General features: G+C 70.6%; 27 protein-coding genes, 1 pseudogene and 1 riboswitch. Of the genes and pseudogenes, 16 read left to right on the top strand and 12 right to left on the bottom strand.

Annotated elements, in window-relative coordinates:
• Positions 1-12 precede the first annotated feature (12 nt).
• On the bottom strand, positions 13-864 hold the full coding sequence (locus AB0M70_RS01185) for an ABC transporter ATP-binding protein (RefSeq protein WP_365815017.1): 852 nt from the start codon (positions 862-864) through the stop codon (positions 13-15).
• Positions 865-1,071: 207 nt separating this feature from the next.
• Between AB0M70_RS01185 and AB0M70_RS01180 the strand changes: the two genes are divergently transcribed.
• The 3 genes from AB0M70_RS01180 to AB0M70_RS01170 all read left to right on the top strand — a co-directional run bounded on the left by AB0M70_RS01180 (position 1,072) and on the right by AB0M70_RS01170 (position 2,147).
• Positions 1,072-1,299: an antitoxin gene (locus AB0M70_RS01180; protein WP_344526843.1), complete on the top strand. Its 228-nt coding sequence runs from the start codon at positions 1,072-1,074 to the stop codon at positions 1,297-1,299.
• A 3-nt stretch (positions 1,300-1,302) separates the two neighbouring features.
• Positions 1,303-1,674 (top strand): fic family toxin-antitoxin system, toxin component, encoded by a 372-nt coding sequence (locus tag AB0M70_RS01175; protein WP_365815015.1) that lies wholly within the window; start codon positions 1,303-1,305, stop codon positions 1,672-1,674.
• A 110-nt stretch (positions 1,675-1,784) separates the two neighbouring features.
• Positions 1,785-2,147: a VOC family protein gene (locus AB0M70_RS01170; RefSeq protein WP_365815013.1), complete on the top strand. Its 363-nt coding sequence runs from the start codon at positions 1,785-1,787 to the stop codon at positions 2,145-2,147.
• Between the two features lie 49 nt (positions 2,148-2,196).
• Here AB0M70_RS01170 and AB0M70_RS01165 read toward each other — a convergent pair whose 3' ends face one another.
• The 4 genes from AB0M70_RS01165 to bioB all read right to left on the bottom strand — a co-directional run bounded on the left by AB0M70_RS01165 (position 2,197) and on the right by bioB (position 6,197).
• On the bottom strand, positions 2,197-2,868 hold the full coding sequence (locus tag AB0M70_RS01165; protein WP_365815011.1) for a class I SAM-dependent methyltransferase: 672 nt from the start codon (positions 2,866-2,868) through the stop codon (positions 2,197-2,199).
• A gap of 114 nt (positions 2,869-2,982) precedes the next feature.
• On the bottom strand, positions 2,983-3,711 hold the full coding sequence (bioD, locus tag AB0M70_RS01160; protein ID WP_365815010.1) for a dethiobiotin synthase: 729 nt from the start codon (positions 3,709-3,711) through the stop codon (positions 2,983-2,985).
• 1 nt (position 3,712) lies between these two features.
• Positions 3,713-5,002 carry an adenosylmethionine--8-amino-7-oxononanoate transaminase gene (locus tag AB0M70_RS01155; RefSeq protein WP_365815008.1) on the bottom strand — a complete coding sequence of 430 codons (1,290 nt, stop codon included), beginning with the start codon at positions 5,000-5,002 and terminating at the stop codon, positions 3,713-3,715.
• A complete protein-coding gene (gene bioB, locus AB0M70_RS01150) occupies positions 4,995-6,197 on the bottom strand; it encodes a biotin synthase BioB (RefSeq protein ID WP_365815006.1) in 1,203 nt (400 codons plus the stop codon). Before bioB ends, AB0M70_RS01155 begins: the two co-directional genes overlap by 8 nt.
• Before the next feature lie 164 nt (positions 6,198-6,361).
• Here bioB and AB0M70_RS01145 point away from each other — a divergent pair, with 164 nt between their 5' ends.
• On the top strand, positions 6,362-7,504 hold the full coding sequence (locus AB0M70_RS01145; RefSeq protein WP_365815004.1) for an 8-amino-7-oxononanoate synthase: 1,143 nt from the start codon (positions 6,362-6,364) through the stop codon (positions 7,502-7,504).
• On the opposite strand, the gene AB0M70_RS01140 is transcribed toward AB0M70_RS01145, so the two are convergent.
• Both AB0M70_RS01140 and AB0M70_RS01135 read right to left on the bottom strand, forming a co-directional pair.
• Positions 7,505-7,729, bottom strand: a complete 225-nt coding sequence (locus AB0M70_RS01140; protein ID WP_361831386.1) for a DUF397 domain-containing protein — start codon at positions 7,727-7,729, stop codon at positions 7,505-7,507.
• Positions 7,730-7,738: 9 nt separating this feature from the next.
• On the bottom strand, positions 7,739-8,599 hold the full coding sequence (locus tag AB0M70_RS01135) for a helix-turn-helix transcriptional regulator (RefSeq protein ID WP_365815002.1): 861 nt from the start codon (positions 8,597-8,599) through the stop codon (positions 7,739-7,741).
• A gap of 270 nt (positions 8,600-8,869) precedes the next feature.
• On the opposite strand from AB0M70_RS01135, the gene AB0M70_RS01130 reads away from it, so the two are divergent.
• On the top strand, positions 8,870-9,331 hold the full coding sequence (locus AB0M70_RS01130; protein ID WP_365815000.1) for an ATP-binding protein: 462 nt from the start codon (positions 8,870-8,872) through the stop codon (positions 9,329-9,331).
• On the opposite strand, the gene AB0M70_RS01125 is transcribed toward AB0M70_RS01130, so the two are convergent.
• The 5 genes and pseudogenes from AB0M70_RS01125 to AB0M70_RS01105 form a co-directional block, all read right to left on the bottom strand.
• Positions 9,320-10,231, bottom strand: a complete 912-nt coding sequence (locus AB0M70_RS01125; protein ID WP_365814998.1) for a LysR family transcriptional regulator — start codon at positions 10,229-10,231, stop codon at positions 9,320-9,322. The two genes, AB0M70_RS01130 and AB0M70_RS01125, sit on opposite strands and share 12 nt — an antisense overlap.
• Positions 10,232-10,345: 114 nt before the next feature.
• Positions 10,346-10,888 carry a DUF6328 family protein gene (locus AB0M70_RS01120; RefSeq protein WP_365814996.1) on the bottom strand — a complete coding sequence of 181 codons (543 nt, stop codon included), beginning with the start codon at positions 10,886-10,888 and terminating at the stop codon, positions 10,346-10,348.
• Between the two features lie 99 nt (positions 10,889-10,987).
• Entirely contained in the window at positions 10,988-11,461 is a 474-nt protein-coding gene (locus AB0M70_RS01115) for a C40 family peptidase (protein WP_363207154.1), read from the bottom strand.
• Positions 11,462-11,464: 3 nt separating this feature from the next.
• Positions 11,465-11,656, bottom strand: a riboswitch (cyclic di-AMP (ydaO/yuaA leader).
• A gap of 336 nt (positions 11,657-11,992) precedes the next feature.
• A complete protein-coding gene (locus AB0M70_RS01110; RefSeq protein WP_365814994.1) occupies positions 11,993-12,301 on the bottom strand; it encodes a hypothetical protein in 309 nt (102 codons plus the stop codon).
• A 7-nt stretch (positions 12,302-12,308) separates the two neighbouring features.
• Positions 12,309-12,943: pseudogene (locus AB0M70_RS01105) on the bottom strand (ATP-dependent Clp protease proteolytic subunit).
• A 152-nt stretch (positions 12,944-13,095) separates the two neighbouring features.
• Here AB0M70_RS01105 and AB0M70_RS01100 point away from each other — a divergent pair.
• From AB0M70_RS01100 to AB0M70_RS01050, 11 genes are all read left to right on the top strand, one after another.
• Positions 13,096-14,586 carry an amidase gene (locus AB0M70_RS01100; protein ID WP_365814992.1) on the top strand — a complete coding sequence of 497 codons (1,491 nt, stop codon included), beginning with the start codon at positions 13,096-13,098 and terminating at the stop codon, positions 14,584-14,586.
• Complete coding sequence (locus AB0M70_RS01095; RefSeq protein WP_365814990.1) at positions 14,546-15,034, top strand: phage holin family protein; 489 nt, start codon at positions 14,546-14,548, stop codon at positions 15,032-15,034. The genes AB0M70_RS01100 and AB0M70_RS01095 overlap by 41 nt, the downstream gene beginning before the upstream one ends.
• A gap of 69 nt (positions 15,035-15,103) precedes the next feature.
• Positions 15,104-15,469, top strand: coding sequence for a gas vesicle protein (locus tag AB0M70_RS01090; RefSeq protein ID WP_365814988.1), 366 nt, complete (start codon positions 15,104-15,106; stop codon positions 15,467-15,469).
• Positions 15,470-15,536: 67 nt separating this feature from the next.
• Entirely contained in the window at positions 15,537-15,962 is a 426-nt protein-coding gene (locus AB0M70_RS01085; protein ID WP_363207149.1) for a gas vesicle structural protein GvpA, read from the top strand.
• Positions 15,959-16,738, top strand: a complete 780-nt coding sequence (locus AB0M70_RS01080) for a GvpL/GvpF family gas vesicle protein (RefSeq protein ID WP_365814986.1) — start codon at positions 15,959-15,961, stop codon at positions 16,736-16,738. Before AB0M70_RS01085 ends, AB0M70_RS01080 begins: the two co-directional genes overlap by 4 nt.
• 3 nt (positions 16,739-16,741) lie before the next feature.
• Positions 16,742-17,005, top strand: coding sequence for a gas vesicle protein GvpG (locus AB0M70_RS01075; RefSeq protein WP_363207147.1), 264 nt, complete (start codon positions 16,742-16,744; stop codon positions 17,003-17,005).
• On the top strand, positions 17,002-17,679 hold the full coding sequence (locus AB0M70_RS01070) for a DNA primase (protein WP_365814984.1): 678 nt from the start codon (positions 17,002-17,004) through the stop codon (positions 17,677-17,679). Before AB0M70_RS01075 ends, AB0M70_RS01070 begins: the two co-directional genes overlap by 4 nt.
• Positions 17,672-18,847 (top strand): SRPBCC family protein, encoded by a 1,176-nt coding sequence (locus AB0M70_RS01065; protein ID WP_365814982.1) that lies wholly within the window; start codon positions 17,672-17,674, stop codon positions 18,845-18,847. Before AB0M70_RS01070 ends, AB0M70_RS01065 begins: the two co-directional genes overlap by 8 nt.
• Positions 18,844-19,230 (top strand): gas vesicle protein GvpJ, encoded by a 387-nt coding sequence (gene gvpJ, locus AB0M70_RS01060; protein ID WP_365814980.1) that lies wholly within the window; start codon positions 18,844-18,846, stop codon positions 19,228-19,230. The genes AB0M70_RS01065 and gvpJ overlap by 4 nt, the downstream gene beginning before the upstream one ends.
• The gene (locus tag AB0M70_RS01055; RefSeq protein WP_365814978.1) at positions 19,227-20,015 is read left to right on the top strand and encodes a GvpL/GvpF family gas vesicle protein; all 789 of its coding nucleotides are present in this window, start codon (positions 19,227-19,229) and stop codon (positions 20,013-20,015) included. The genes gvpJ and AB0M70_RS01055 overlap by 4 nt, the downstream gene beginning before the upstream one ends.
• Entirely contained in the window at positions 20,012-20,200 is a 189-nt protein-coding gene (locus AB0M70_RS01050; protein ID WP_365814976.1) for a gas vesicle protein, read from the top strand. Before AB0M70_RS01055 ends, AB0M70_RS01050 begins: the two co-directional genes overlap by 4 nt.
• Positions 20,201-20,202 lie beyond the last annotated feature (2 nt).

Here is a 20,202-nt window from a genome sequence, read left to right as displayed (position 1 = left end):
GTCCCCGACGCCTCAGTCCTGGTCCGGCTTGCTGTCGATGTCGACGCTTTGACCGCCCTCGGCCCCGGGCGGGCTCTCCTGCGGCAGCGCGTGGATCACGTCGAACCGTTTGAGGCGTTCGAGGACGGACTCCGCCGACGGGCGCGGCATCTCGTCGACGATGCGGCCGTCCGCGAGGAAGAGCACCAGGTCGGCGTGGGCCGCGGCGCCGGGGTCGTGGGTCACCATCACGACCGTCTGGTCCAGCTTGTCGACGGCCTCGCGCAGGAAGCCGAGCACTTCGAGGCCCGCGCGCGAGTCGAGGTTGCCGGTCGGTTCGTCCGCGAAGATCAGCTCGGGGCGCGAGGCGAGCGCCCGCGCGCAGGCCACGCGCTGCTGCTGGCCGCCGGAGAGCTGGGCGGGCCGGTGCTTGAGGCGGTCGCGCAGGCCGAGCGTCTCGATGACGTGGTCGAGCCACTCGCGGTCGGGGCGCTGGCCCGCGATGTCCATGGGCAGCGTGATGTTCTCGGCGGCGTTCAGGGTGGGGATCAGGTTGAAGGACTGGAACATGAATCCGATGCGGTCCCGGCGCAGTTGGGTCAGTTCCCGTTCCCTGAGCCCGGTGATCTCGGTGTCGCCGAGCCACACCTGTCCCGCGGAGACCGTGTCGAGCCCGGCGAGCAGATGCATGAGCGTGGACTTGCCCGAGCCGGACGGGCCCATGACCGCCGTGAAACGGCCGCGCGCGATGTCCACGTCGACCGAGTCGAGGGCGAGCACCGTGGTCTCACCGGAGCCGTACGCCTTGGTCAGGCCGCGTGCCCGCGCGGCGACCTCGGTGGGCTCCGCGAGGCCTGTGGCCGATGCCGAAGCAGGTGTGGACAAGGCCGCCTCCTGGGTCGTGGCCGCTCCAACTCCCGTAATCCTGCCGAGAGTAGAGGGTCGGGGCGGACGCCGGTATCCCTCCAAGGTCGTGAACCGGAGACGTATGTAAGGGGCACGGGGAGCCGGCCCGCGTGTGCGCCTCTGCGCCCTTCCGCGCTCTCCCGCGCCCTCTTGCCGGTGCTAGCACCCCGGCGCTAGCTTGAAGGCATGGCGAAGACCCAGCTGAACGTGCGGGTGGACGAAGGCACCGCCCGGGCCGCGCGCGAGCGAGCGCTCGCCCGCGGGATGAGCGTGAACCGCTACATCGAGGAACTGGTCAAACAGGACGCCGGCGAGGTCGGCCACACCTTTGTCGAGGCCGCCGCCGACTTCATGAAGCAGTACGAGTCCGTGTTCGCTGAAGAGTTCGGTGCCGAGCGCGAGGGTCGTCGTTAGCCCTTGAACCTCAGAATCGATCTTGCCTGGCTGTTGATGATCGCCGAACACAAGACGCCCGGAGACCCGCAGGTCACCGACTGGGGTGCCCTGGTGGCCGCCGTCAGCCGGCACGAGGCGGAGATCTTCGGCGTGCCCGTCTATGAGAGCCCGCACGACCGTGCCGCCGCCCTGCTCCAGGTCCTCCTGCACATCCCCGCCCTGGAACGCTCCAACGCCCTCTTCGCCTCGTCCGTCGCCTACGCCTATCTGGTCGCCAGCGGCATGAAGGTCGTCACCTCGCCCGAGCAGGTGCGCGAACTGGCCCGCCTGGTCAAGGAGGACGGAGCGAGCGTGGGCGCCATCGCGGACGAACTGCGCAAGTGGAGTCTGTAGCGGCCGCGACCGCACGAGCCGGCCGGATGGTGAGGTGCGCAGGTGCGCACCAACGATCACGCGGCGGAGATAGGTTCGGCGCAAAGGAGCCGCACCCCAGGAGGACACCCATGCCCGCCGCCATCCAGCCGATGATCATCACCCCGGACATCGACCGCCTGGTGCGTTTCTACCAGGAACTGCTCGGCGCCAAGGAGGTGTCGAGGACTCCGGAGGAGGGGCCCGCGTTCTTCGTGGACCTGCGCATCGGCGACTCGGAGCTCGGCGTCGTCGCGGACACGAGCGTGCCGCTCGACACGCCGCAGCGCATCCTGCTGAGCATGGCGGTGCACGCCGTGGACGACCTCCTCGCGAGGGTGGAGTCCCTGGGCGGCGAGGCGCTCGGGCCGGCCAACGACATGCCGTGGGGGCAGCGGGTCGCGCACATCAAGGACCCGGACGGCAACGCGGTCAACCTCACGCAGATGATCTGACGTCCGCTGATCTGACGTCCGCCGGGTACGCCGGCCCCCGCCACCGGGGTCAGTCGCTCTCCGGCCGCCGGGCCGTGCCGAGCACACAGTAGGAGGACGGCAGCCGCGGGCCCTTCGGGGGCACCAGCAGACTCCGGTACGGGCCGATCTCGAAGCCCGCCGTGCGCAGCGCGCCCAGGGTGTCCCGTGCGACGTGACAGCCACCGAAGAGCAGGGGCCACACCGTGCGGTCCAGGGCGCGCTGCGTGGCCGCCATCGCAGCGCCCGGAGCCACGCCGTGCTCGAAGAACCGCAGCTCGCCGCCCGGCCGCAGGACGCGCCGCAGCTCGCCGAGGGCACGGGGCACGTCACGCACGCTGCACAGCACCAGCGAGGCCACGGCGCCGTCGAAGGCCTCGCTCTTGACGGGCAGCGCCTCGGCGGCACCGGGCACCACGTCCACCGGGACGCCGGCCCGCACGGCCGCGTCCACGGCCAACTGGCGCAGAATGCGCTCCGGTTCGATGGCCACGACCTCGGAGACCGCCCCCGGATAGTGCGCGAAGTTCAGCCCGTTCCCCGCGCCGACCTCGATCACCCGGCCGGAGAGCCCGGCGAGCAGCTCCTTGCGGTACGTGGCGATGACGCGCTCGGCGGCCACGCTCTGACGGGCGTAGAAGCGGGCGAAGACAGGATGATGCACCGCGTCCCGGGACGCGGACCTGGCGGAGCGAGGCGACATGAACCCTCCTCGGCGGGACGACCGGACACCGCAATGGTGCCCCGGCAGCGCCCCCTTTCCCCCTGCCGAAGCCCGCGAGTCCCGGGACGGACCCGAACGGAAACCGCCGGAGTCTCAGGCGCTGTGCGGTGCCTCACGTGCCGTGAACGCCGCGCTGCTCCACGTTCCCCCGAGCTCCGGCCCGAGCCAAGTCCCGGCGCCGGTACGGAAGTCGGCGGGCGCGAGCCTTGCCGCGCCCTCCGGCAGCGCGCCGAGCAGCGGGGCGCCCGCGCACCGTGGCAGGTCCGCGACGTTGCAGCGTGACGCCAGGTCCGGAGCCGCCGGCCAGCTGCCGATCATCACGCCCAGCGGGGCGAGTTCGCGTGCCCGCAGGGCCTCGGCGGTGAGCTCCGTCGTGTTCAGCGTGCCGAGGCCCGCCGTCGCGACCACCAGGACCGGAGCCGACAGGAGGCGCGCGGCGTCGGCGAGGGTGGCGCCCTCGTCGTCGTAGTGGACCAGCAGGCCGCCCGCGCCCTCGATCAGGACCAGGTCGTGGTCGGCCGCCAGCTTCTCCGCCGCCGCGGCCACCTCGTACGGACGGACCTGCGCCATGCCCGCCCGCCGCGCGGCGGTGTCCGGCGCCAACGGCTCGGGGAAGCGGGCGAGTTCAAGGGTGGTGATCGACGCGCCCGCGAGCCGCGTCACCTCTTCCGCGTCGCCCGGCTCGCCGGGCGCCACCCCTGTCTGCGCGGGCTTGAGCACCGCGACGCTGCGCCCCGCGGCGAGCGCGACGGCGGACACCGCCGCCGTCGTCACCGTCTTGCCGATCTCGGTGCCGGTCCCCGACACCACGATGACCGTCATCTCAGCCCTCCTTCGCCGCCGCGCACACCGCGCGGCCGATGCGTGTCACGTCGTCGTCGCCCGTGATGAACGGCGGCATCGTGTAGATGAGGTCGCGGAACGGCCGCACCCACACCCCTTCGCGTGTCGCGGCGCGGGTGGCAGCCTCCATGTCCACGCCGTGGTCCAGCTGTACGACGCCGATCGCGCCGAGCACGCGTACGTCCCGTACACCCGGCAGCTCCGCGGCCTCGGCCAGCGAGCCGCGCAGGCCCGCCTCGATGCGCTTGACCTCGGTCTGCCAGTCCTGCCCGAGCAGCAGGTCGATGGAGGCCAGGGCCACCGAAGCGGCCAGCGGATTGCCCATGAACGTCGGGCCATGGGCAAGGACCGGAACCTCGCCCTGGGAGATGCCGTCCGCGACCCGCGAGGTGCACAGCGTCGCCGCCAGCGTCACATAACCGCCGGTCAGCGCCTTGCCCAAACACATCACATCGGGCGTGACACCCACGTGGTCGGCGGCGAACAGCGCGCCCGTGCGGCCGAACCCCGTGGCGATCTCGTCGAACACGAGCAGCACGTCGTGCTCGTCGCAGGCCTCGCGCAACACCCGCAGATAGGCGGGGGAGTGGAACCGCATGCCGCCCGCGCCCTGCACCACCGGCTCCACGATCACACCGGCCAGCTCGTCGGCGTGGCGTCCGATCACCTCGCGCAGATGGTCGGCGTAGGCGTCGTCGTACGACTCGAAGCCCGCGGGCGGCATGTCCGCGAACAGCTGCTGGGGCAGCGCCCCCTGCCAGAGCTCGTGCATGCCGCCCTTGGGGTCGCACACCGACATGGGCTGCCAGGTGTCCCCGTGGTAGCCGCCGCGCCAGGTCAGCATCCGCCGCTTGGCCGGGCGGCCGAGCGAGCGCCAGTGCTGCAGGCACATCTTGACCGCGACCTCGACCGCCACCGAGCCGGAGTCCGAGAGGAAGACGTGCTCGAGGCCCTCCGGAGATATGTCGACAAGGCGCTTCGCCAGGCGGACGGCGGGCTCATGGGTGAGCCCGCCGAACATGACGTGGCTCATCCGGTCCAGCTGGCCGCGCACCGCGTCGTTGAGCACGGGGTGGTTGTAGCCGTGGATCGCCGACCACCAGGACGACATGCCGTCGATCAACTCGCCGCCGTCGCCCGCGAGTCGAAGGCGCACACCGCTCGCCGCCTCGACCACCAGGGGCTCCTGACGGCCGGGCATGGGTCCGTACGGGTGCCACACATGACGGCGGTCGAGATCGAGCAGTTCGGGAACGGAGAGGTCAGGCATTGGGCGCCAGATCCGTTCCCGCGCCCCGGCGGCGTACCGCGACCAGGTCCGTGCGCGCCTCGGACGTCTCGTCATCGGAGCTCCCGGCCGATGCCGGTGCGGGTACGGCCTCCGGCTCCGCGGAACCGCACGGCCCGCAGCCGCCCCCGGCCTCGCCGTGCGACCCGCAGCCCGCGGCCGCGAGCGCGTCCGCGCGGTGCTCCGGCAGGGTGACGGTGTCGGTGCCCTCGACCTCGAAACCGGCGTCCGCGATCATCTCCAGGTCGGTCTTGCCGGCCTGGCCCTCGCTGGTCAGGTAGTCGCCCAGGAAGATCGAGTTGGCGAGGTGCAGCGCCAGGGGCTGCATCGAGCGCAGGTGCACCTCGCGGCCGCCCGCGATGCGGACCTCCACGTCGGGGCAGACGAACCGGACCATCGCGAGGATGCGCAGGCAGCGCTGTGGGGTGAGGTTCCACTCCTTGGCCAGCGGCGTGCCCTCGAAGGGGATCAGGAAGTTGACCGGCACCGAGTCGGGGTCGAGGTCGCGCAGCGCGTAGACCACGTCCACCAGGTCCTCGTCGCTCTCGCCCATGCCCGCGATCAGACCCGAACAGGCGGAGAGGCCCGCGGCCTGCGCCTGCTGCACGGTGTCCACGCGGTCGGCGTAGGTGTGGGTCGTGGTGATCTCGCCGTACGTGCTCTCGGACGTATTGAGGTTGTGGTTGTACGCGTCGGCGCCCGCGGTGCGCAGTTTGTCCGCCTGGCCCGCGGAGAGCAGACCGAGGCACGCGCAGACCTCGACGCCGTCGTTCTGTTCCTTGATGGCCTCGATGGTCTGCGAGACCCGGTCGACGTCACGGTCGGTGGGACCGCGCCCGCTGGCGACCAGGCAGACCCGCTTGGCGCCGCCCGCCACTCCGGCGGCCGCTGCCTGCGAGGCCTCGTCGGGCTTGAGCCAGGTGTACTTGAGGATGCCCGCCGTCGAGCCCAGACGCTGCGAACAGTACGAGCAGTCCTCAGGACAGAGGCCCGACTTGAGATTGACCAGATAGTTGAGTTTCACCCGGCGCCCGAACCACTGCCGCCGTACCTTCCCGGCGGCGGCCACCACGTCGAGAAGCTCGTCGTCGGACGTGGCCAGCACGGCCAGCGCCTCTTCACGGGTCGGCAGCTCGCGCCGAAGCCCCTTGTCCACCAGCGTGTTCAGCAGATCCATGGCGCTGATCCTTACGCACGGGGGCCCCGCTTTCCAAGGAGACTTCGCACAACAGAAACGCTGAGAGGTGTGGGTATTGCCACATCCTGGCCCGGTGGCCGGACGGCTAGGGTCTGTGCACTGTCTACAAACCGGCCCGTGCCGGCGACCCGGAGGGGACCCCTATGGCGAGCTCGCCGTTCGACTGGATCGACGAGCAGGCGAGCCTGCGCGCACGGGCCGGACTCGTCCGCACCCTGCGCCCCCGGCCCGCCGACGCGGGCGGCCTCCTCGACCTGGCGAGCAACGACTATCTGGGCCTTGCCAGGCACCCCGAGATCACCGAGGGCGCGGCGGCCGCGGCCCGGCGCTGGGGCGGTGGAGCCACCGGCTCCCGTCTGGTGACCGGTTCCACCGAACTGCACGCGGAACTCGAACGGGAGCTCGCCGAGTTCTGCGGCTTTGAGGCCGCTCTGGTGTTTTCCTCCGGATACGCGGCGAATCTCGCCGCCGTCACGGCCCTCGCCCCGCACGGTTCGCTGATCGTCTCCGACGCGGGCAACCACGCCTCGCTGATCGACGGCTGCCGCCTGGCGCGCGGGACGACGCAGGTCGTGCCGCACGCCGACACCGAAGCGGTGCGCAAGACGCTGGACGCGCACGCGGGTCCCGCGCTCGTCGTCTCGGACACCGTCTTCTCGGTCGACGGAGACGCGGCCCCCCTGGTCGAACTCAGTTCCTTGTGCCAGGAGTTCGGTGCCGGTCTCGTCGTCGACGACGCCCATGGTCTCGGTGTGCTCGGCGACGGCGGCCGCGGCGCCCCGCAGGCGGCCGGGCTCGCGGGCACGGACCACACGGTGGCCACGGTCACCCTGTCGAAGTCGTTCGGCAGCCAGGGCGGTGCGGTTCTCGGGCCCGCCAAGGTCATCGATCATCTGGTCAACGCGGCCCGGACCTTCATCTTCGACACGGGGCTCGCTCCCGCCGCCGTGGGGGCGGCCCTCGCTGCCCTGCGGTTGGTGCGCGCGGAGCCGGAGCGTGCCGCACGGGCGCGCGCGGTCGCGGCCGAGCTGCATGAACGCCTGACGGCGGAAGGTCTTTCGGCGGTCCGTCCTGACGCCGCCGTCGTCTCGGTGCGCGCGCCGTCACCGGAAGCCGCCGTGCGGTGGGCCGCCGACTGCAGGGGCGCGGGCCTGGCCGTCGGCTGCTTCCGTCCGCCGTCGGTGCCCGACGGCATCTCGCGACTGCGGCTGACCGCCCGTGCGGATCTCACCGACGGACAGATCGCCGATGCCGTACGAGTGATCAGCCGCGCCGCACCCCGGTAGTCACCGGAGGCCGTGGACGAAGGCCTCCCATGTCGTGGGCGAGAACAGCAGGGCGGGCCCCGCCGTGTTCTTCGAGTCGCGCACGGCGAGCAGCCCCTGCTTCGGCCCTGAAGCGAGCGAGGCTGTCTCCACACAGTTGTTCATGCCGTTGCTGCGACTGCTGCGGTACCACCGTGCGCCGTGCAGAGAGGTGCTGGAAGGTACGTGCCGAGGCAGTGCCGTCATGGTGCCCCCTTACGCGCCGTCACGTATCCCGGCGATGTGATCCGTTGATTCCTCGGGTGAAAGTGCCTTTCTCTGAAGGGAGTTGAAGGCCTCCGTGTAGGCCTGGAGGTCTTCTTTCCGTTCGAGGTAGAGGCTACTCGTCAAGTGGTCGAGAACAACCACATCCAGATCAGCAATGTTCGGAAAGGAGAAAATAACGAAAGGGCCGATGAGGCCCACGTGCTCTCCGGCGGCGAACGGCAACACCTGAAGTCGTACATGGGGCAACTGTGCGGCCTCCAGCAACCGTTTCAGCTGGCCCGCGAGCACCTGCCTGCCGCCCACCGGCCGGTGCAGCACCGCCTCGTCCAGGATCACGCTCAGTCGCAGCGGCGGGGCCGCGCGCAGCACGTCCTGACGGGCCAGACGCACCTCCACCAGCGTGTCCACCTGCTCCGCGGGCAGTCCGTCGAGCGCGGCCCGCGTCACCGCACGCGCGTAGTCCGGCGTCTGCAGCAGACCCGGCACCACGGTCGTCTCCAGGGTGCGCATCCGGCAGGCCTGCGACTCCAGGCTGATGAAGTCGCGGTAGGCGGGAGGCAGCAGCTCGCGATAGGCGTGCCACCAGTGGCGCCGTCCGCCGTCCTCGTCCGAGCCCGCCAAGGCCACCAGCAACTGACGGAGCTGGGGGTCCGCCACCTCGTACGCGTCGAGCAGCAGACCTACGTCGGCCGCCTTGACACTGCTACGTCCCGTCTCGATCCGGCTGACCTTCGACTGATGCCAGCCGACCCGGTCCGCCGCCTGGCCACTGGTGAGCCCGGCGTGCGTGCGCAGCGCACGCAGTTCGGCGCCGAGTTTCCGGCGGCGTACCGCGGGGCCGTACCGCATGTCCGTCTCCTTCCCGACGGAGCGTTTCTTTTCGGCCTCCCCCGGGCCGTTCAGGGGCGACAGTAGAGGAAGCGCCGACCTCGCGCCCAAATACGGTCTCTCGTAGCAGAGTTCACCGCTTTGAGCGACAGATATATGCACATCTTGGTGGATGGCCACCTCTGAGGGGTCCAAGAGTGGCAGGCTGGCGCGAAGCACCATTCCGGGACTGTCCTCGTGCCTTCGTTACGAGTCGGAGCCGAGCCCCGGTGGGAAAGGGACAGCGTCGCCATGGCAGACCTTCAGGAAGCATCCGTCACCCTGCCGAGCGATCCTGCCTCGGTCTCCGCGGCCCGGAAATACGTGGCGAGCATCTTGGCCGAGTGGGGCCTGCCGGGCGAGACCGAGGCGGCCGACACGGTCCGGCTCATCGTCTCGGAACTGGCCACGAACGCCGTCCAGCACACGAGGGGGCAGTCGCCCACCTTCCGGGTGGACATCGAGCTGGACCGCGACGAGCAACTGCGCATCGGCGTCACCGACAGCCACCCCCGCTACCCCAAGCGGCTGCCCGCCGCCGTCCAGCAGGACAACGGCCGCGGTCTGGTCATCATCCGCTGGCTGACCATGGAGTGCGGCGGCAGGCTGTCGGTCACGCCCACCCCCGAGGGCGGCAAGACGGTCTGGATCGAGCTGCCGTGGACCGCGCCCGTCCGCGGCGGGGCAGCGGCGCCCTCGTCCTCACCCCGCTGAGCGGCCGAAGGCACCCCGCAGCAGGGCCCGGAAGGTGTCCGCCGCCGGATGCGACACGTCGGTGCGGTGCACCACCGAGATCGTGCGCCGCAGGGTGCCCGGCTCCAGCGGCCTGCTCCCCACCGGGGTGGCCGCCGTCCGCGCCACCATCTCCGGTACGACGGCGACGCCGAGCCCGGCGCTGACCAGCGCGCACACCAGTGCGTAGCCCGGCGTCTCGACCAGGACCGCGGGTGTCGCGCCGGCCCGGACGAGCGCGGACTCCACGCCCCGCCGGGGTGCATGCGTCGGCGCCATGCTGACGAGCGGCTGCCCGGCGAGTGCGCTCAGGGGCAGCCGCGACGAGGAGCTCGCGAGCGCGTGGCCCGGCGAGGTCACCAGGACCAGCTCCTCGACCAGGACCGGCTCCGCACTCACGGAGGCGGGCAGCGCCACCGGATCGCCGGGCTCGTAGGTGTGCGTGAGGGCCACATCGACCTCGCCCGCCGCCACGGCCGCGACGCCGAGCGGCGGTTCATAGCCCCGTACCGTCAGTTCGACGTCCGGATGGGCGCGGCGGAACGCGGTCAGCGCGGGCGGCACCAGATGGATGCCGGCGGTGGTGAAGGTCCCCACGCGCAGCCTGCCGCCGCTCAGGCCCGCGAGCCGGGTCAGTTCGTGCCGGGCCTGCTCCATCTCGTCCAGGACCCGGCGGGCCCGCGCGAGCAGCAGCTCCCCCGCGCCGGTCAGCCGTGCCCCGCGGTGATGCCGTACCAGGAGCGCGGTGCCCGCCTCCCGTTCGAGCTTGGCCAGCTGCTGGGAGAGGGCGGGCACGGTGTAGCCGAGGCGTTCGGCGGCGCGGGTGATCGACCCGGCCTCGGAGACCGCCACCAGTGCGGCGAGCCGCGTCGGGTCGTACATGGTCTCTCCCGGCGGCATGGGGGTACACGGCTGCTCAAGGCAGACTCAGGATATGCGCGCGCTGCCTTCGTCGGCGCGGCCGGCGAGCGCCGGGCGTGCTCGGGCCGGTGCTTCTCACCGAGGATTGGACGACCTGACGTCGTCCGGGCTTTCCGATTCCTCGTCGTCACGCGCACGGCGCAGCAGAAGAGGGAGCAGCCCCCACAGGCCCGCGCACACCACCAGCGTGGCCGCGCTCGCGATGATCCCGCCGGTCCGGCCCACCGCCACGTCGACGACCAGGAGCACGGCGCCGGAGACCGCGAACACCAGGACGCCCAGACCGATGCCGGCGAGGCGGGAGGACACCCGCACGATCAGCGGCTTGGAGTGCTGCCCGAACAGCGACCTGTGCACGGCCGCCGGAGCGGTGAACAGAGCCGCGGCGAGCACGGCGAGCAGCAGGGTGGTGACGTATGTGGCGCGCTGGACCGTGTCGAGCGAGGGGAAACGCTCGGTGAAGGCGAGCGTCAGCAGGAAGGCGAAGAGGATCTGCACCCCGGCCTGCGTGACGCGCAGCTCCTGGAGGATCTCCGCGAAGTTGCGGTCGGCGCGTTCGAAGCGCGTCTCGTTGCGCGGTGGGTCGTCCGAGGCGGGAGCACTGTTGTTTTCGGCCATGGCGCACGAGTATCCGCGCCGGCGCGCCCCACGCCCGGCGGGCGCGCCGACCGGAGGGCCGGGCGGGGGCCGCCCCGCCCTCCGGCCGTTGACGGATGATCAGCGCACCCTGCCGTACGAGACGCTCTTGGTCCAGATCTTCTCGAGCCGCACCTTGGTGTTCGACTTGGGGGCGTGCCAGATCCGGCCCTTACCGGCGTAGATGCCGACGTGGTAGACGTTCCGGCCGGAGTGGAAGAAGACCAGGTCGCCGCGGACGCGCTTGGACGCGGAGACGTGCCGGGTCTTGTTGTACTGCTGTGCGGCGGTGCGTGGCAGCTTCTTGCCCGCGCGCTTGAAGGAGTACTGGGTCAGGCCCGAGCAGTCGAACCGGTGGGGTCCCGTGGCTCCGTAGCGGTACGGAGAGCCCTTCTTGGAGGCGGCGATCTTGAGCGCCTTCGTCCCGTGTGTCGCGGCCTCCGCCTCCGACGTGAGCCCCGGGGCCACGAGGGTGCCGCCTACGACGGCGAGCGTGAGGGCGGATACGGATCCGACCCTGGTGAGCAGCGACGGAACATGATTCAGCGCAGTCATGCGCAACCCTTCGTCAACCGCCTGTGAAGGATGACCTGTCGGATTCGGGCTGACAAAGTTGCCCGGCCGCGTACTGCGGCTTCACCCCAAGGGTCGTTGTCCGAACCTTCCGGACCGACCCGTCATGCCTGGGTCCTCCACTCCTGCCGATGCACCGATGTCGACCGGTCATCCGGGCGGCGGCAGGACTCGGCGTCCGCCCGGACCGCCCCGCCGCTGTGGCGGGGGCTTGTCGTCGGAGAGGATCTTGACCCGACATGGGGTCGAAAACCGAGCCGAAACGGCGTTTTGTGAGGCTACTCACGGCTGAACCGTTCGGGTGGACACGGTCGGATTCGGGAGCCGGAGAACGCGCCGGACGATCGTTCGACCAGCACCGGAACGACTAATTCCGGCCCACGCGTACTCATCTGACGCAACTGAAGACGTCTCGAAAAAGGACGAATGTCTACGCCGAATGAGGTAGCCCGTTTGGTTCGTTTGAGATCGGCCCCGGACACAACGGAGTTCGCGGCCCGGGGTGACGGGGGCTCAGGGGGCCGATGGGGGCGGCAAGGTGACCCGCCCGGCTCGCCGCTCTCCGTCGAGCACCCGCAGCGCACGGGCCAGCGTCGGTGCGTGGACGGCACTTTCGCCCCGCTGGTGCATGAGCGTCAGCGCGTCCCGCAGGGCGGTCGCGCTGCCGACCAGGGTCTGGGCGGCGCGCAGTCCTCCGTAGGTGTCAGAGGCGCGGGCGGGGTTGATCCGGCCCAGCAGGTCGACCACTTCGAGGTACCGGTCGATCAACTCGCCCTCGGCGCGGGTGAGTGCGGGCAGCGGGGGCAGTTCGGGCGGCAGCATCGGCGGCTCACCCCGCGTCCGGGGTGCGCAGTGAGGTCTTGCGGCTCGTGATGATCCCGTCCACCAGGCCGTATTCGACCGCCTCCGCCGCGTCGAAGATCTTGTCCCGCTCGATGTCGGCCGCGACGCGTCGCGCGCTCCGGCCGGTGTGCCGGACGAGCAGCCTCTCCAGTTGCGCGCGGGTGCGCAGGAGTTCGTCGGCCTGGATCGCCAGGTCGGAGGTCTGGCCGTGGACCGGCTCGGCCAACGAGGGCTGGTGGATCAGCACCCGGGCGCCGGGCAACGCGAACCGCTTGCCGGGGGTGCCCGCGGCAAGCAGGACAGCGGCCGACGACGCGGCCTGACCCAGGCAGGTCGTCTCCACGTCGCAGGTGACGAACTGGATCGTGTCGTAGATCGCGGTCATCGCGCTGAACGAGCCGCCGGGGGAGTTGATGTAGAGCGCGATGTCGCGGTCGGGCGCCAGGTGTTGAGGTGCATGAACTGCGCCATCACGTCGTTGGCCGACGTGTCGTCGATCGGCGTCCCCAGAAAGATGATGCGCTCTTCGAGCAGCTTCGAGTACGGGTCCAGCGTCCGCCGGCCCGTACGGGAGTGTTCGGTGAACTCGGGCAAGACATAACGGGCGAACGGTCGGTTCATGGCACGTCTCTCCTCCGCCGGGGTCGGCTGCTCCCCAAGGCTTCCTGTAAAAAATGTACAGGACGTACGTAACGTGGGGAGTGAGAAGCGGGGACGGCGTGGGCAGGCTTCGCCTCGTCGCGATTCCAACCGCCCCCGGCCGAAAGCGTCGTATGACTGCGTCCGAGCTCGTCCACCTCACCGCCCGCGAACTCGCCGCCAGGATCCGCACCCGTGAGGTGTCGGCCCGCGAGGTCGTCCAGGCCCACCTCGACCGGATCGAGCAGGTCAACGACCCCGTGAACGCGGTCGTGACGCTCGTGGCGGACCGCGCGCTCGAGGAGGCGCGCGCCGCGGACGAGGCCGCCGCGCGCGGCGCCGCGCTCGGCCCGCTGCACGGACTGCCCGTCGCCCACAAGGACACCCACGACACCCGCGGCATCCGGACCACCTACGGGACGCCGCTCCTCGCCGACAACGTCCCGGACCGGGACGAGCTGATCGTCGAACGCATCCGCGCCGCCGGGGCGATCACCATCGGCAAGACCAACGTGCCCGAGTTCGCGGCCGGTTCGCACACCGTCAACCCTGTCTTCGGGGCGACCCGCAACCCGTACGACCCGCGGCGGTCGGCGGGCGGCAGCAGCGGGGGAGCGGCGGCCGCGCTCGCGTGCGGCATGCATCCCCTGGCCGACGGCAGCGACATGGGCGGTTCGCTGCGCAACCCCGCGTCGTTCTGCAACGTGGTGGGCCTGCGCCCCTCGCCGGGCCGGGTGCCGACCTGGCCGGACTCCGCGCCCTGGTCGACGATGGCCGTGCAGGGGCCGATGGCACGCACCGTCGCCGACGCGGCTCTGCTGCTCTCGGTCGTCGCCGGTCCCGATCCGCGCTCACCGATCGCCCTGGAGACACCGGGCAGCGCCTTCGGTGGTCCGCTGGAGCAGGATCTGAGGGGGCTGCGGATCGCCTGGTCGCTTGACCTGGGCGGAGCGGTCCCGGTCGACCGCGAGGTCAGGGATGTGCTCGTGCCCGCCGTCACGGTCTTCGCCGACCTGGGGTGCGCGGTCGAGGAGGCGTGCCCCGAACTGGGCGGCGCCGACGAGGTGTTCCGTACGTTCCGCGCCTGGCAGTTCCACCTGGCGCTCGGCGCGCTCGTGGAGAGCGAGGCGGACCGGATCAAACCCAGCCTCGTCCGCAACGTACGGCAGGGGCGCGCGCTCACCGGCATCGATCTGGAGCGGGCCACCGTGCTGCACGGCGAACTCTTCCACCGGATGAGGGAGTTCTTCGACCGTTACGACGCGCTGATCCTGCCGACGAGCCAAGTGCCACCTTTCCCGGTGGAGTTGGAGTATCCGGACAACATCGACGGGGTGCCGATGACGGACTATCTGGACTGGATGCGCTCGGCGTACCTGGTGTCCGCCACCGGCTGCCCGGCCCTGTCCGTGCCCGCCGGATTCACCCCGGGCGGACTGCCGGTCGGGCTGCAGATCGTCGGGCCGCACCGCGGCGACCTACGTGTTCTGCGGATCGGGCACGCCTTCGAGCAAGCCACCCGGCACGGCGAGCGCAGGCCGGGGCGGAGCGTTATGCGTCCGGACGGGCGGGTACTCGGGCGCCATGAATCGTTTGGAGCATCTGGACAAGAGCCTCGTCGATGAACTGACGCGTGCGGCCCGCGAGGCCGTGCGGGACGAACTGAGGGAGCAGACGCGAGGGCAGCGTCGCAGGGCAGCGCTGTACGCCGGTGCGGGGGCCTTCGGCCTCTACGCGGGCGCGGCCCTGGCACTCGCCTTCGGCCTCGCGCTTGCTCTGGGGCTGCCCGACTGGGCGGCGGCGCTGATCACCGCGGTGGTGCTCGCCGGCGTGGCCTATCTGCTGCGCAACGCGGCGCGCCCTTCCACGGACCGTGCTTCCGCGGACCGCCCTTCCGTGGACCGTCCTTCCGCCGATCACCCCTCCGCGGACCTGCCGTCGGTGGACGGGCCGACCATGTCCGCGCCGCCCGTGACGCCGCCGGCGCCCGAGCGGCCCGCGACGCCGCCGACCGTGGACGCGGCACATCCGGGCGGTGTGGAGCCCGAGGTGCCGCACCGCTGGGGCCAGTGATCCGGGCCACGAGAACGAAGATGTTTGGCCAACGCGTTACGGGCCACTCGGGGAATTGAGGTGGCCATATTGAACACATCATCGGATCCAGAGAAGAAGAAGGCGAGTTCGCAGAACTCGCGTAATTCAACCGAACACGCGGAAAGCGGCAGCGAGAAGCGCCGCCCGGGCCCCATGGAGGTGCTGCGCATCGCACGCACCCAGCTCGCCGAGCTGACCGGGATGGCCGCCGAGTCCGTGTCGTCCTTCGAACAGACCGAGGACGGCTGGACGTTGGAGATCGAGGTCCTGGAACTCACCCGGGTGCCGGACACGATGAGCCTCCTCGCGAGCTACCAGGTGGAGTGCGACCCGCAGGGCGAACTCCTGGGTTACCGACGCGTCCGCCGCTACGAACGCGGACGCGCCGACGGCAGCAAGGCCGGCGGCCGCTGAGGCGGCTGTCCGCGCGGCTTTCCGCGAAATATCCACAGATATCCCAGACTAAGGAGGGTCGATCGGCATGACCGTTGTCCCTGCACAGCAATCCGGCGGATCGGGCGGCACCAGTGGTCTGTACGACGTCCTGGAGCTGGTTCTCGACCGCGGCCTCGTGATCGACGCCTTCGTGCGTGTCTCGCTCGTGGGCATCGAGATCCTGAAGATCGACGTGCGTGTGGTGGTCGCCAGCGTCGACACCTATCTGCGCTTCGCCGAGGCGTGCAACCGCCTCGACCTGGAGGCAGGCCCGCACAAGAACCCCGGACTTCCCGACCTCGTGGGCGAGATGACCGAATCCGGTGCGCGCGGCAAGTCGAAGGGCGCCCTTTCGGGCGCGGCCGAGACCATTTCCGACGCGTTCAAGCAGTCGCGTGAAGAGAGCCAGTCGGAGTCCCGCCCGCGTGCCCGCAAGAGCACGTCGGCGCGCCGGAAGGAGGAGCAGGAATGAGCACGTACGTCTACGGCATCACCGCGGGTTCGCACCCGTCGCTCCCCGAGGGCATGGAAGGCGTGGGAAAGCCGGCCCGCCCCGTGCGCATCCTCAAGGAGGGTGGCCTGGCGGCGATCGTCAGTGACGCCCCCGACGGGCTGCGCGCCAAGCGCAACGACCTGCTCGCCCACCAGAACGTGCTGAACGAGGCGGGCGCTGCCGGTCCGGTCCTGCCCATGCGGTTCGGCAACGTCGCCCCCGACGACGCGTCCGTCACGAGCGTCCTCGCGGAGCGCGCCGAGCATTACAACGAGCGGCTCTCCACGCTGGCCGGCAAGGTCGAGTACAACGTCAAGGCCAGCCACGACGAGCAGGCCGCACTGCACCGCGTGATGGCGGACAACCCCGAGGTGCAGGCCCTGGCCGAGGCCAACCGGCAGGCGGGCGGCGGCAGTTACGAGCAGAAGCTGCAGCTCGGCGAGATGGTGGTGGCCGCGCTCCAGGCCCGCGAGGCCGAGGACGCGGTGGAACTGCACCGCACCCTGGAGCCGACGGCGCACTCCGTCAGCGTGGGCCCCGAGTCCACGGGATGGCTGGCCAACCTGTCGTTCCTCGTGGAGCGCAAGTCGGCCGAGGTGTTCCTCGCCGCCGTGGAGGAAGCCCGCAAGGCCCACCCGCACATCGAGCTGCGCGTCAACGGCCCGCTGCCGCCCTACAGCTTCGTCGAGCCCGGTCCTTCCGAGCCGACCGGGGCCACGCAGGAGTCCGCGAGCTCGCAGGCCGGTCGGGAGTAGCTCATGGGCCTGATCGGCGAAGTACTGATGCTGCCGCTCGCTCCGGTGCGCGGCGGCCTGTGGGCGGTGAGCCAGGTACTCGCCGAGGCCGAGCGCCTGTACTACGACCCGGCCACCGTCCGGTCCGAACTCGCCCTTCTCGAGCAGCAGCTCGAGTCGGGCGAGATCGGGGAGGAGGAATTCGACCGCCGGGAGGACGAGTTGCTCGACCGCCTGGAAATAGGCCTGCGCCCCGGCGCGGGAACCGACAACGGGACGACACAATGAATCGAGTGGGACTTGGCCTCGCCGTAGGGGCCGGATACGTCCTCGGACGTACGAAGAAGATGAAACTCGCCTTCGCGGTCGGCACCATGGTGGCCGGCAAGCGGATGAACCTGAGCCCGCGCGCCTTGGGTGACCTGCTGTCTCAACAGCTGCAGAACAACCCGCAGTTCAAGGAGATCGGCGACCAGCTGCGCGAGGACATGCGCGGGGTCGGCAAGGCCGCGACCGGAGCCCTGGTCGAGCGGCAGATCTCGGGCCTGGCCGACCGGCTGCACGGCCGGACGGCGGATGTGCGCGACCAGCTCTCGGGCGTAAAGCCGGACCTGCCGGGTCGCGACACCGACGAAGACGAGGAAGAGCCGGACGACGCGTACGAGGAGTACGACGACGAGGGCGACCGGGACGACCGGGACGAGCGGGACCACGAGGAGTCCGCCGACGCGGAGTCCGACGAGGAGCCCGAGGAGAGGCCCCGGCCGCGGAAGAAGGCTCCCGCGCAGAAGGCCGCCCCCAAGAAGGCGGCCGCCAAGAAGACCCCCGCCAGAAAGACGGCGGTGAAGAAGAGCCCTGCGAAGAAGACGGCGAAGAAGGCCCCCGCCAGGGCCGCGGCGAAGTCGTCCGCGCGCCGTGCCACCGGGGCCCGGTTGCCGAAGGAGGGGGGCCGCGATGAGTGACACCTTGAAGTCCGCCTCGGGCAAGGCGAAGGAGAATCCGCTCACCGGCATCGCACAGAGCGAGGCCGCAGACCGCCTGAAGTCCGAGGTCCAGGAATATCTGGGCGCCCAGGCCCAGCGGCTGCTCGTCGGAGTGGGCCACAAGCTCGGCCAGACGACGGGCAAGCTCAACGACATCGCCGAGGGCAACAGTCCGGGCTTCGCCAAGCTCGCCCTCGACGGCGGCCGCAAGATGGCCGAGGGCAAGGGCCCGCTGCGGTCCGCCGTGGAGATCGGTGCCGGCCGCGCCAAGGACAGCGTGGTCGGAGCCTTCAAGAACCTGACCGGTGGCAAGGGCGGCCGCAAGAGCGGGGCCGGCAAGAAGCCGACGGTCATCATGGAGTTCATCGACGTCGGCGTGCCGCTGCGCACCGCGTACGACCAGTGGACCCAGTACCAGGACTTCAGCACCTTCGCCAAGGGCGTCAAGAGCGCGAACCGCGCCGACGACACCACATCCGACTGGCAGGCCAAGATCTTCTGGTCCAACAGGAGCTGGAAGGCCCACACCACGGAACAGGTCGCGGACGACCGGATCGCGTGGACCTCGGAGGGCGCGAAGGGCACCACGAAGGGCGTCGTCTCCTTCCACTCGCTGGCGGAGAACCTCACGCGTGTCCTGCTGGTCCTCGAGTACTACCCGAAGGGCCTCTTCGAGAAGACGGGCAACATCTGGCGCGCCCAGGGCCGCCGGGCCCGGCTCGACCTGAAGAACTACGCGCGCTTCATCACCATCAAGGGTGAGGCGGAGGACGGCTGGCGCGGTGAGATCCGCGACGGTGAGGTCGTCCACAGCCACGAGGACGCGGTCGCGGAGGAAGAGGCCGAGGGCGAGCAGGCAGACGTCGCCGAGGACGAGTACGAGGGCGACGAGGAGCAGCCGGAGGAGTCCTACGAGGACGAGGAAGGCGAGCCCGAGGAAGACGAGCAGGACGAGGAAGCGCGCGACGAAGAGGAGCGCGACGAGGAGGACCAGCCCGAGGAGTCCTACGAGGACGAGGACGACGAGGCGACGTACGAGGACGCCGAGGACGCCGAGGACGCCGACGAGGCGAAGTACGACGAGTACGAGGACGAGGAAGAGGCGAAGCACGACGAAGACGCCGAGATGAGCGGGAGCCGTCGATGACGATGGCTGGCCGGATGCCGGAGCCGTACGGGCAGGGCGGCGGCGCGAACCTCGCCGACATCCTGGAGCGCGTGCTCGACAAGGGAATCGTGATCGCCGGTGACATCCGGATCAACCTGCTCGACATCGAACTCCTGACGATCAAGCTGCGGCTCATCGTCGCCTCTGTCGACAAGGCGAAGGAGATGGGGATCGACTGGTGGGAGGACGACCCCGCGCTTTCCACCCGCGCACGCCGGGATGAACTCACCCGTGAGAACGCCGAGTTGCGCGCCCATGTCGCCGAACTGGAACAAGGCAGGACGGGGCGGGAGAGCGTGACGGAGCGAGGCAAGGTGGAAGAGGGCACGACGAAGCGCGGCAAGGCGGAGGAAAGCACATGAGTGGACTGCGGTACGTCTACGCGATCTGCCGGCCCTTCGACGCGGCGCTTCAGGCGCAGGTGACCGGGGTGGACGGCGCTCCCCCTGGTCAGCTGTCCCACCACGGCTTGATCGCCGTGGTCGGCACCGTGCCGGAGCAGGACTTCGCCGAGGAGCCGCTGCGGCGCCATCTGGAGGACCTGGACTGGCTGAGCGCCACCGCGCGCGCCCACCAGTCCGTGATCGACGCGCTCACGGCGGTCACCACGCCGCTGCCGTTGCGCCTCGCCACGGTGTTCCGGGACGACGCGGGAGTGCGCGCGATGATGGAGGCACGGGAGGACTCCTTCAGGCGCACACTCGACCGGCTCGACGGCCGGGTGGAATGGGGTGTCAAGATCTACTCCGACGCGCAGGCCGCGAGCCCGGCCGCCGAGCCGGAGAAGCCCGCGTCGGGCCGGGACTATCTGCGCCAGCGCAGGCAGCGCAACCGTGCGCACGAAGAGATGTGGGAGAGCGCCGAGAAGTTCGCCCACCGGCTGCACGGCACGCTCTGCGAGCAGGCGGAGGACGCCCGGCTGCACGCGCCCCAGAACTCCGCGCTCTCCAAGGAAACGGGCCGCAATGTACTCAACGCGGCCTACCTGGTGCCGCGTTCGGACTCGGAGGCCTTCGTCGAACTGGTGCAACGCGTGAAGACGGCGGAGCCCGGCCTGCGCGTGGAGCTCACGGGGCCGTGGGCCGCGTACTCCTTCGCGGGTGTGGAGGTCGAAGGGGACGACATGGCGGGGGAGGCGGGACTGTGACCGTCATCGAACGCCGCGAGGTCGCCCTGGTCGACCTGCTCGACCGGCTGCTCGCGGGCGGGGTCGTCATCAAGGGCGACCTCACCCTGCGCATCGCGGACGTCGATCTCGTCCGCATCGACCTGAACGCGCTCATCAGCTCGGTGAACGAGCAAGTCCCCTCGCCCTTCGAGGAGTTCCTGTGAGT

Origin of the sequence: Streptomyces sp. NPDC051214, from assembly GCF_040682375.1 — a bacterium.
Classification (GTDB): Bacteria; Actinomycetota; Actinomycetes; order Streptomycetales; family Streptomycetaceae; genus Streptomyces.
This window is presented reverse-complemented; position numbering and strand designations above follow the sequence as displayed.

Coding starts and splice junctions, on each gene's coding strand:
- AB0M70_RS01180 (WP_344526843.1), top strand. CDS start 1,072: ATGGCGAAGACCCAGCTGAACGTGCGGGTGGACGAAGGCACCGCCCGG.
- AB0M70_RS01170 (WP_365815013.1), top strand. CDS start 1,785: ATGCCCGCCGCCATCCAGCCGATGATCATCACCCCGGACATCGACCGC.
- AB0M70_RS01165 (WP_365815011.1), bottom strand. CDS start 2,868: ATGTCGCCTCGCTCCGCCAGGTCCGCGTCCCGGGACGCGGTGCATCAT.
- bioD (WP_365815010.1), bottom strand. CDS start 3,711: ATGACGGTCATCGTGGTGTCGGGGACCGGCACCGAGATCGGCAAGACG.
- AB0M70_RS01155 (WP_365815008.1), bottom strand. CDS start 5,002: ATGCCTGACCTCTCCGTTCCCGAACTGCTCGATCTCGACCGCCGTCAT.
- bioB (WP_365815006.1), bottom strand. CDS start 6,197: ATGGATCTGCTGAACACGCTGGTGGACAAGGGGCTTCGGCGCGAGCTG.
- AB0M70_RS01145 (WP_365815004.1), top strand. CDS start 6,362: ATGGCGAGCTCGCCGTTCGACTGGATCGACGAGCAGGCGAGCCTGCGC.
- AB0M70_RS01140 (WP_361831386.1), bottom strand. CDS start 7,729: ATGACGGCACTGCCTCGGCACGTACCTTCCAGCACCTCTCTGCACGGC.
- AB0M70_RS01135 (WP_365815002.1), bottom strand. CDS start 8,599: ATGCGGTACGGCCCCGCGGTACGCCGCCGGAAACTCGGCGCCGAACTG.
- AB0M70_RS01130 (WP_365815000.1), top strand. CDS start 8,870: ATGGCAGACCTTCAGGAAGCATCCGTCACCCTGCCGAGCGATCCTGCC.
- AB0M70_RS01125 (WP_365814998.1), bottom strand. CDS start 10,231: ATGTACGACCCGACGCGGCTCGCCGCACTGGTGGCGGTCTCCGAGGCC.
- AB0M70_RS01120 (WP_365814996.1), bottom strand. CDS start 10,888: ATGGCCGAAAACAACAGTGCTCCCGCCTCGGACGACCCACCGCGCAAC.
- AB0M70_RS01115 (WP_363207154.1), bottom strand. CDS start 11,461: ATGACTGCGCTGAATCATGTTCCGTCGCTGCTCACCAGGGTCGGATCC.
- AB0M70_RS01110 (WP_365814994.1), bottom strand. CDS start 12,301: ATGCTGCCGCCCGAACTGCCCCCGCTGCCCGCACTCACCCGCGCCGAG.
- AB0M70_RS01100 (WP_365814992.1), top strand. CDS start 13,096: ATGACTGCGTCCGAGCTCGTCCACCTCACCGCCCGCGAACTCGCCGCC.
- AB0M70_RS01095 (WP_365814990.1), top strand. CDS start 14,546: ATGAATCGTTTGGAGCATCTGGACAAGAGCCTCGTCGATGAACTGACG.
- AB0M70_RS01085 (WP_363207149.1), top strand. CDS start 15,537: ATGACCGTTGTCCCTGCACAGCAATCCGGCGGATCGGGCGGCACCAGT.
- AB0M70_RS01080 (WP_365814986.1), top strand. CDS start 15,959: ATGAGCACGTACGTCTACGGCATCACCGCGGGTTCGCACCCGTCGCTC.
- AB0M70_RS01075 (WP_363207147.1), top strand. CDS start 16,742: ATGGGCCTGATCGGCGAAGTACTGATGCTGCCGCTCGCTCCGGTGCGC.
- AB0M70_RS01070 (WP_365814984.1), top strand. CDS start 17,002: ATGAATCGAGTGGGACTTGGCCTCGCCGTAGGGGCCGGATACGTCCTC.
- AB0M70_RS01065 (WP_365814982.1), top strand. CDS start 17,672: ATGAGTGACACCTTGAAGTCCGCCTCGGGCAAGGCGAAGGAGAATCCG.
- gvpJ (WP_365814980.1), top strand. CDS start 18,844: ATGACGATGGCTGGCCGGATGCCGGAGCCGTACGGGCAGGGCGGCGGC.
- AB0M70_RS01055 (WP_365814978.1), top strand. CDS start 19,227: ATGAGTGGACTGCGGTACGTCTACGCGATCTGCCGGCCCTTCGACGCG.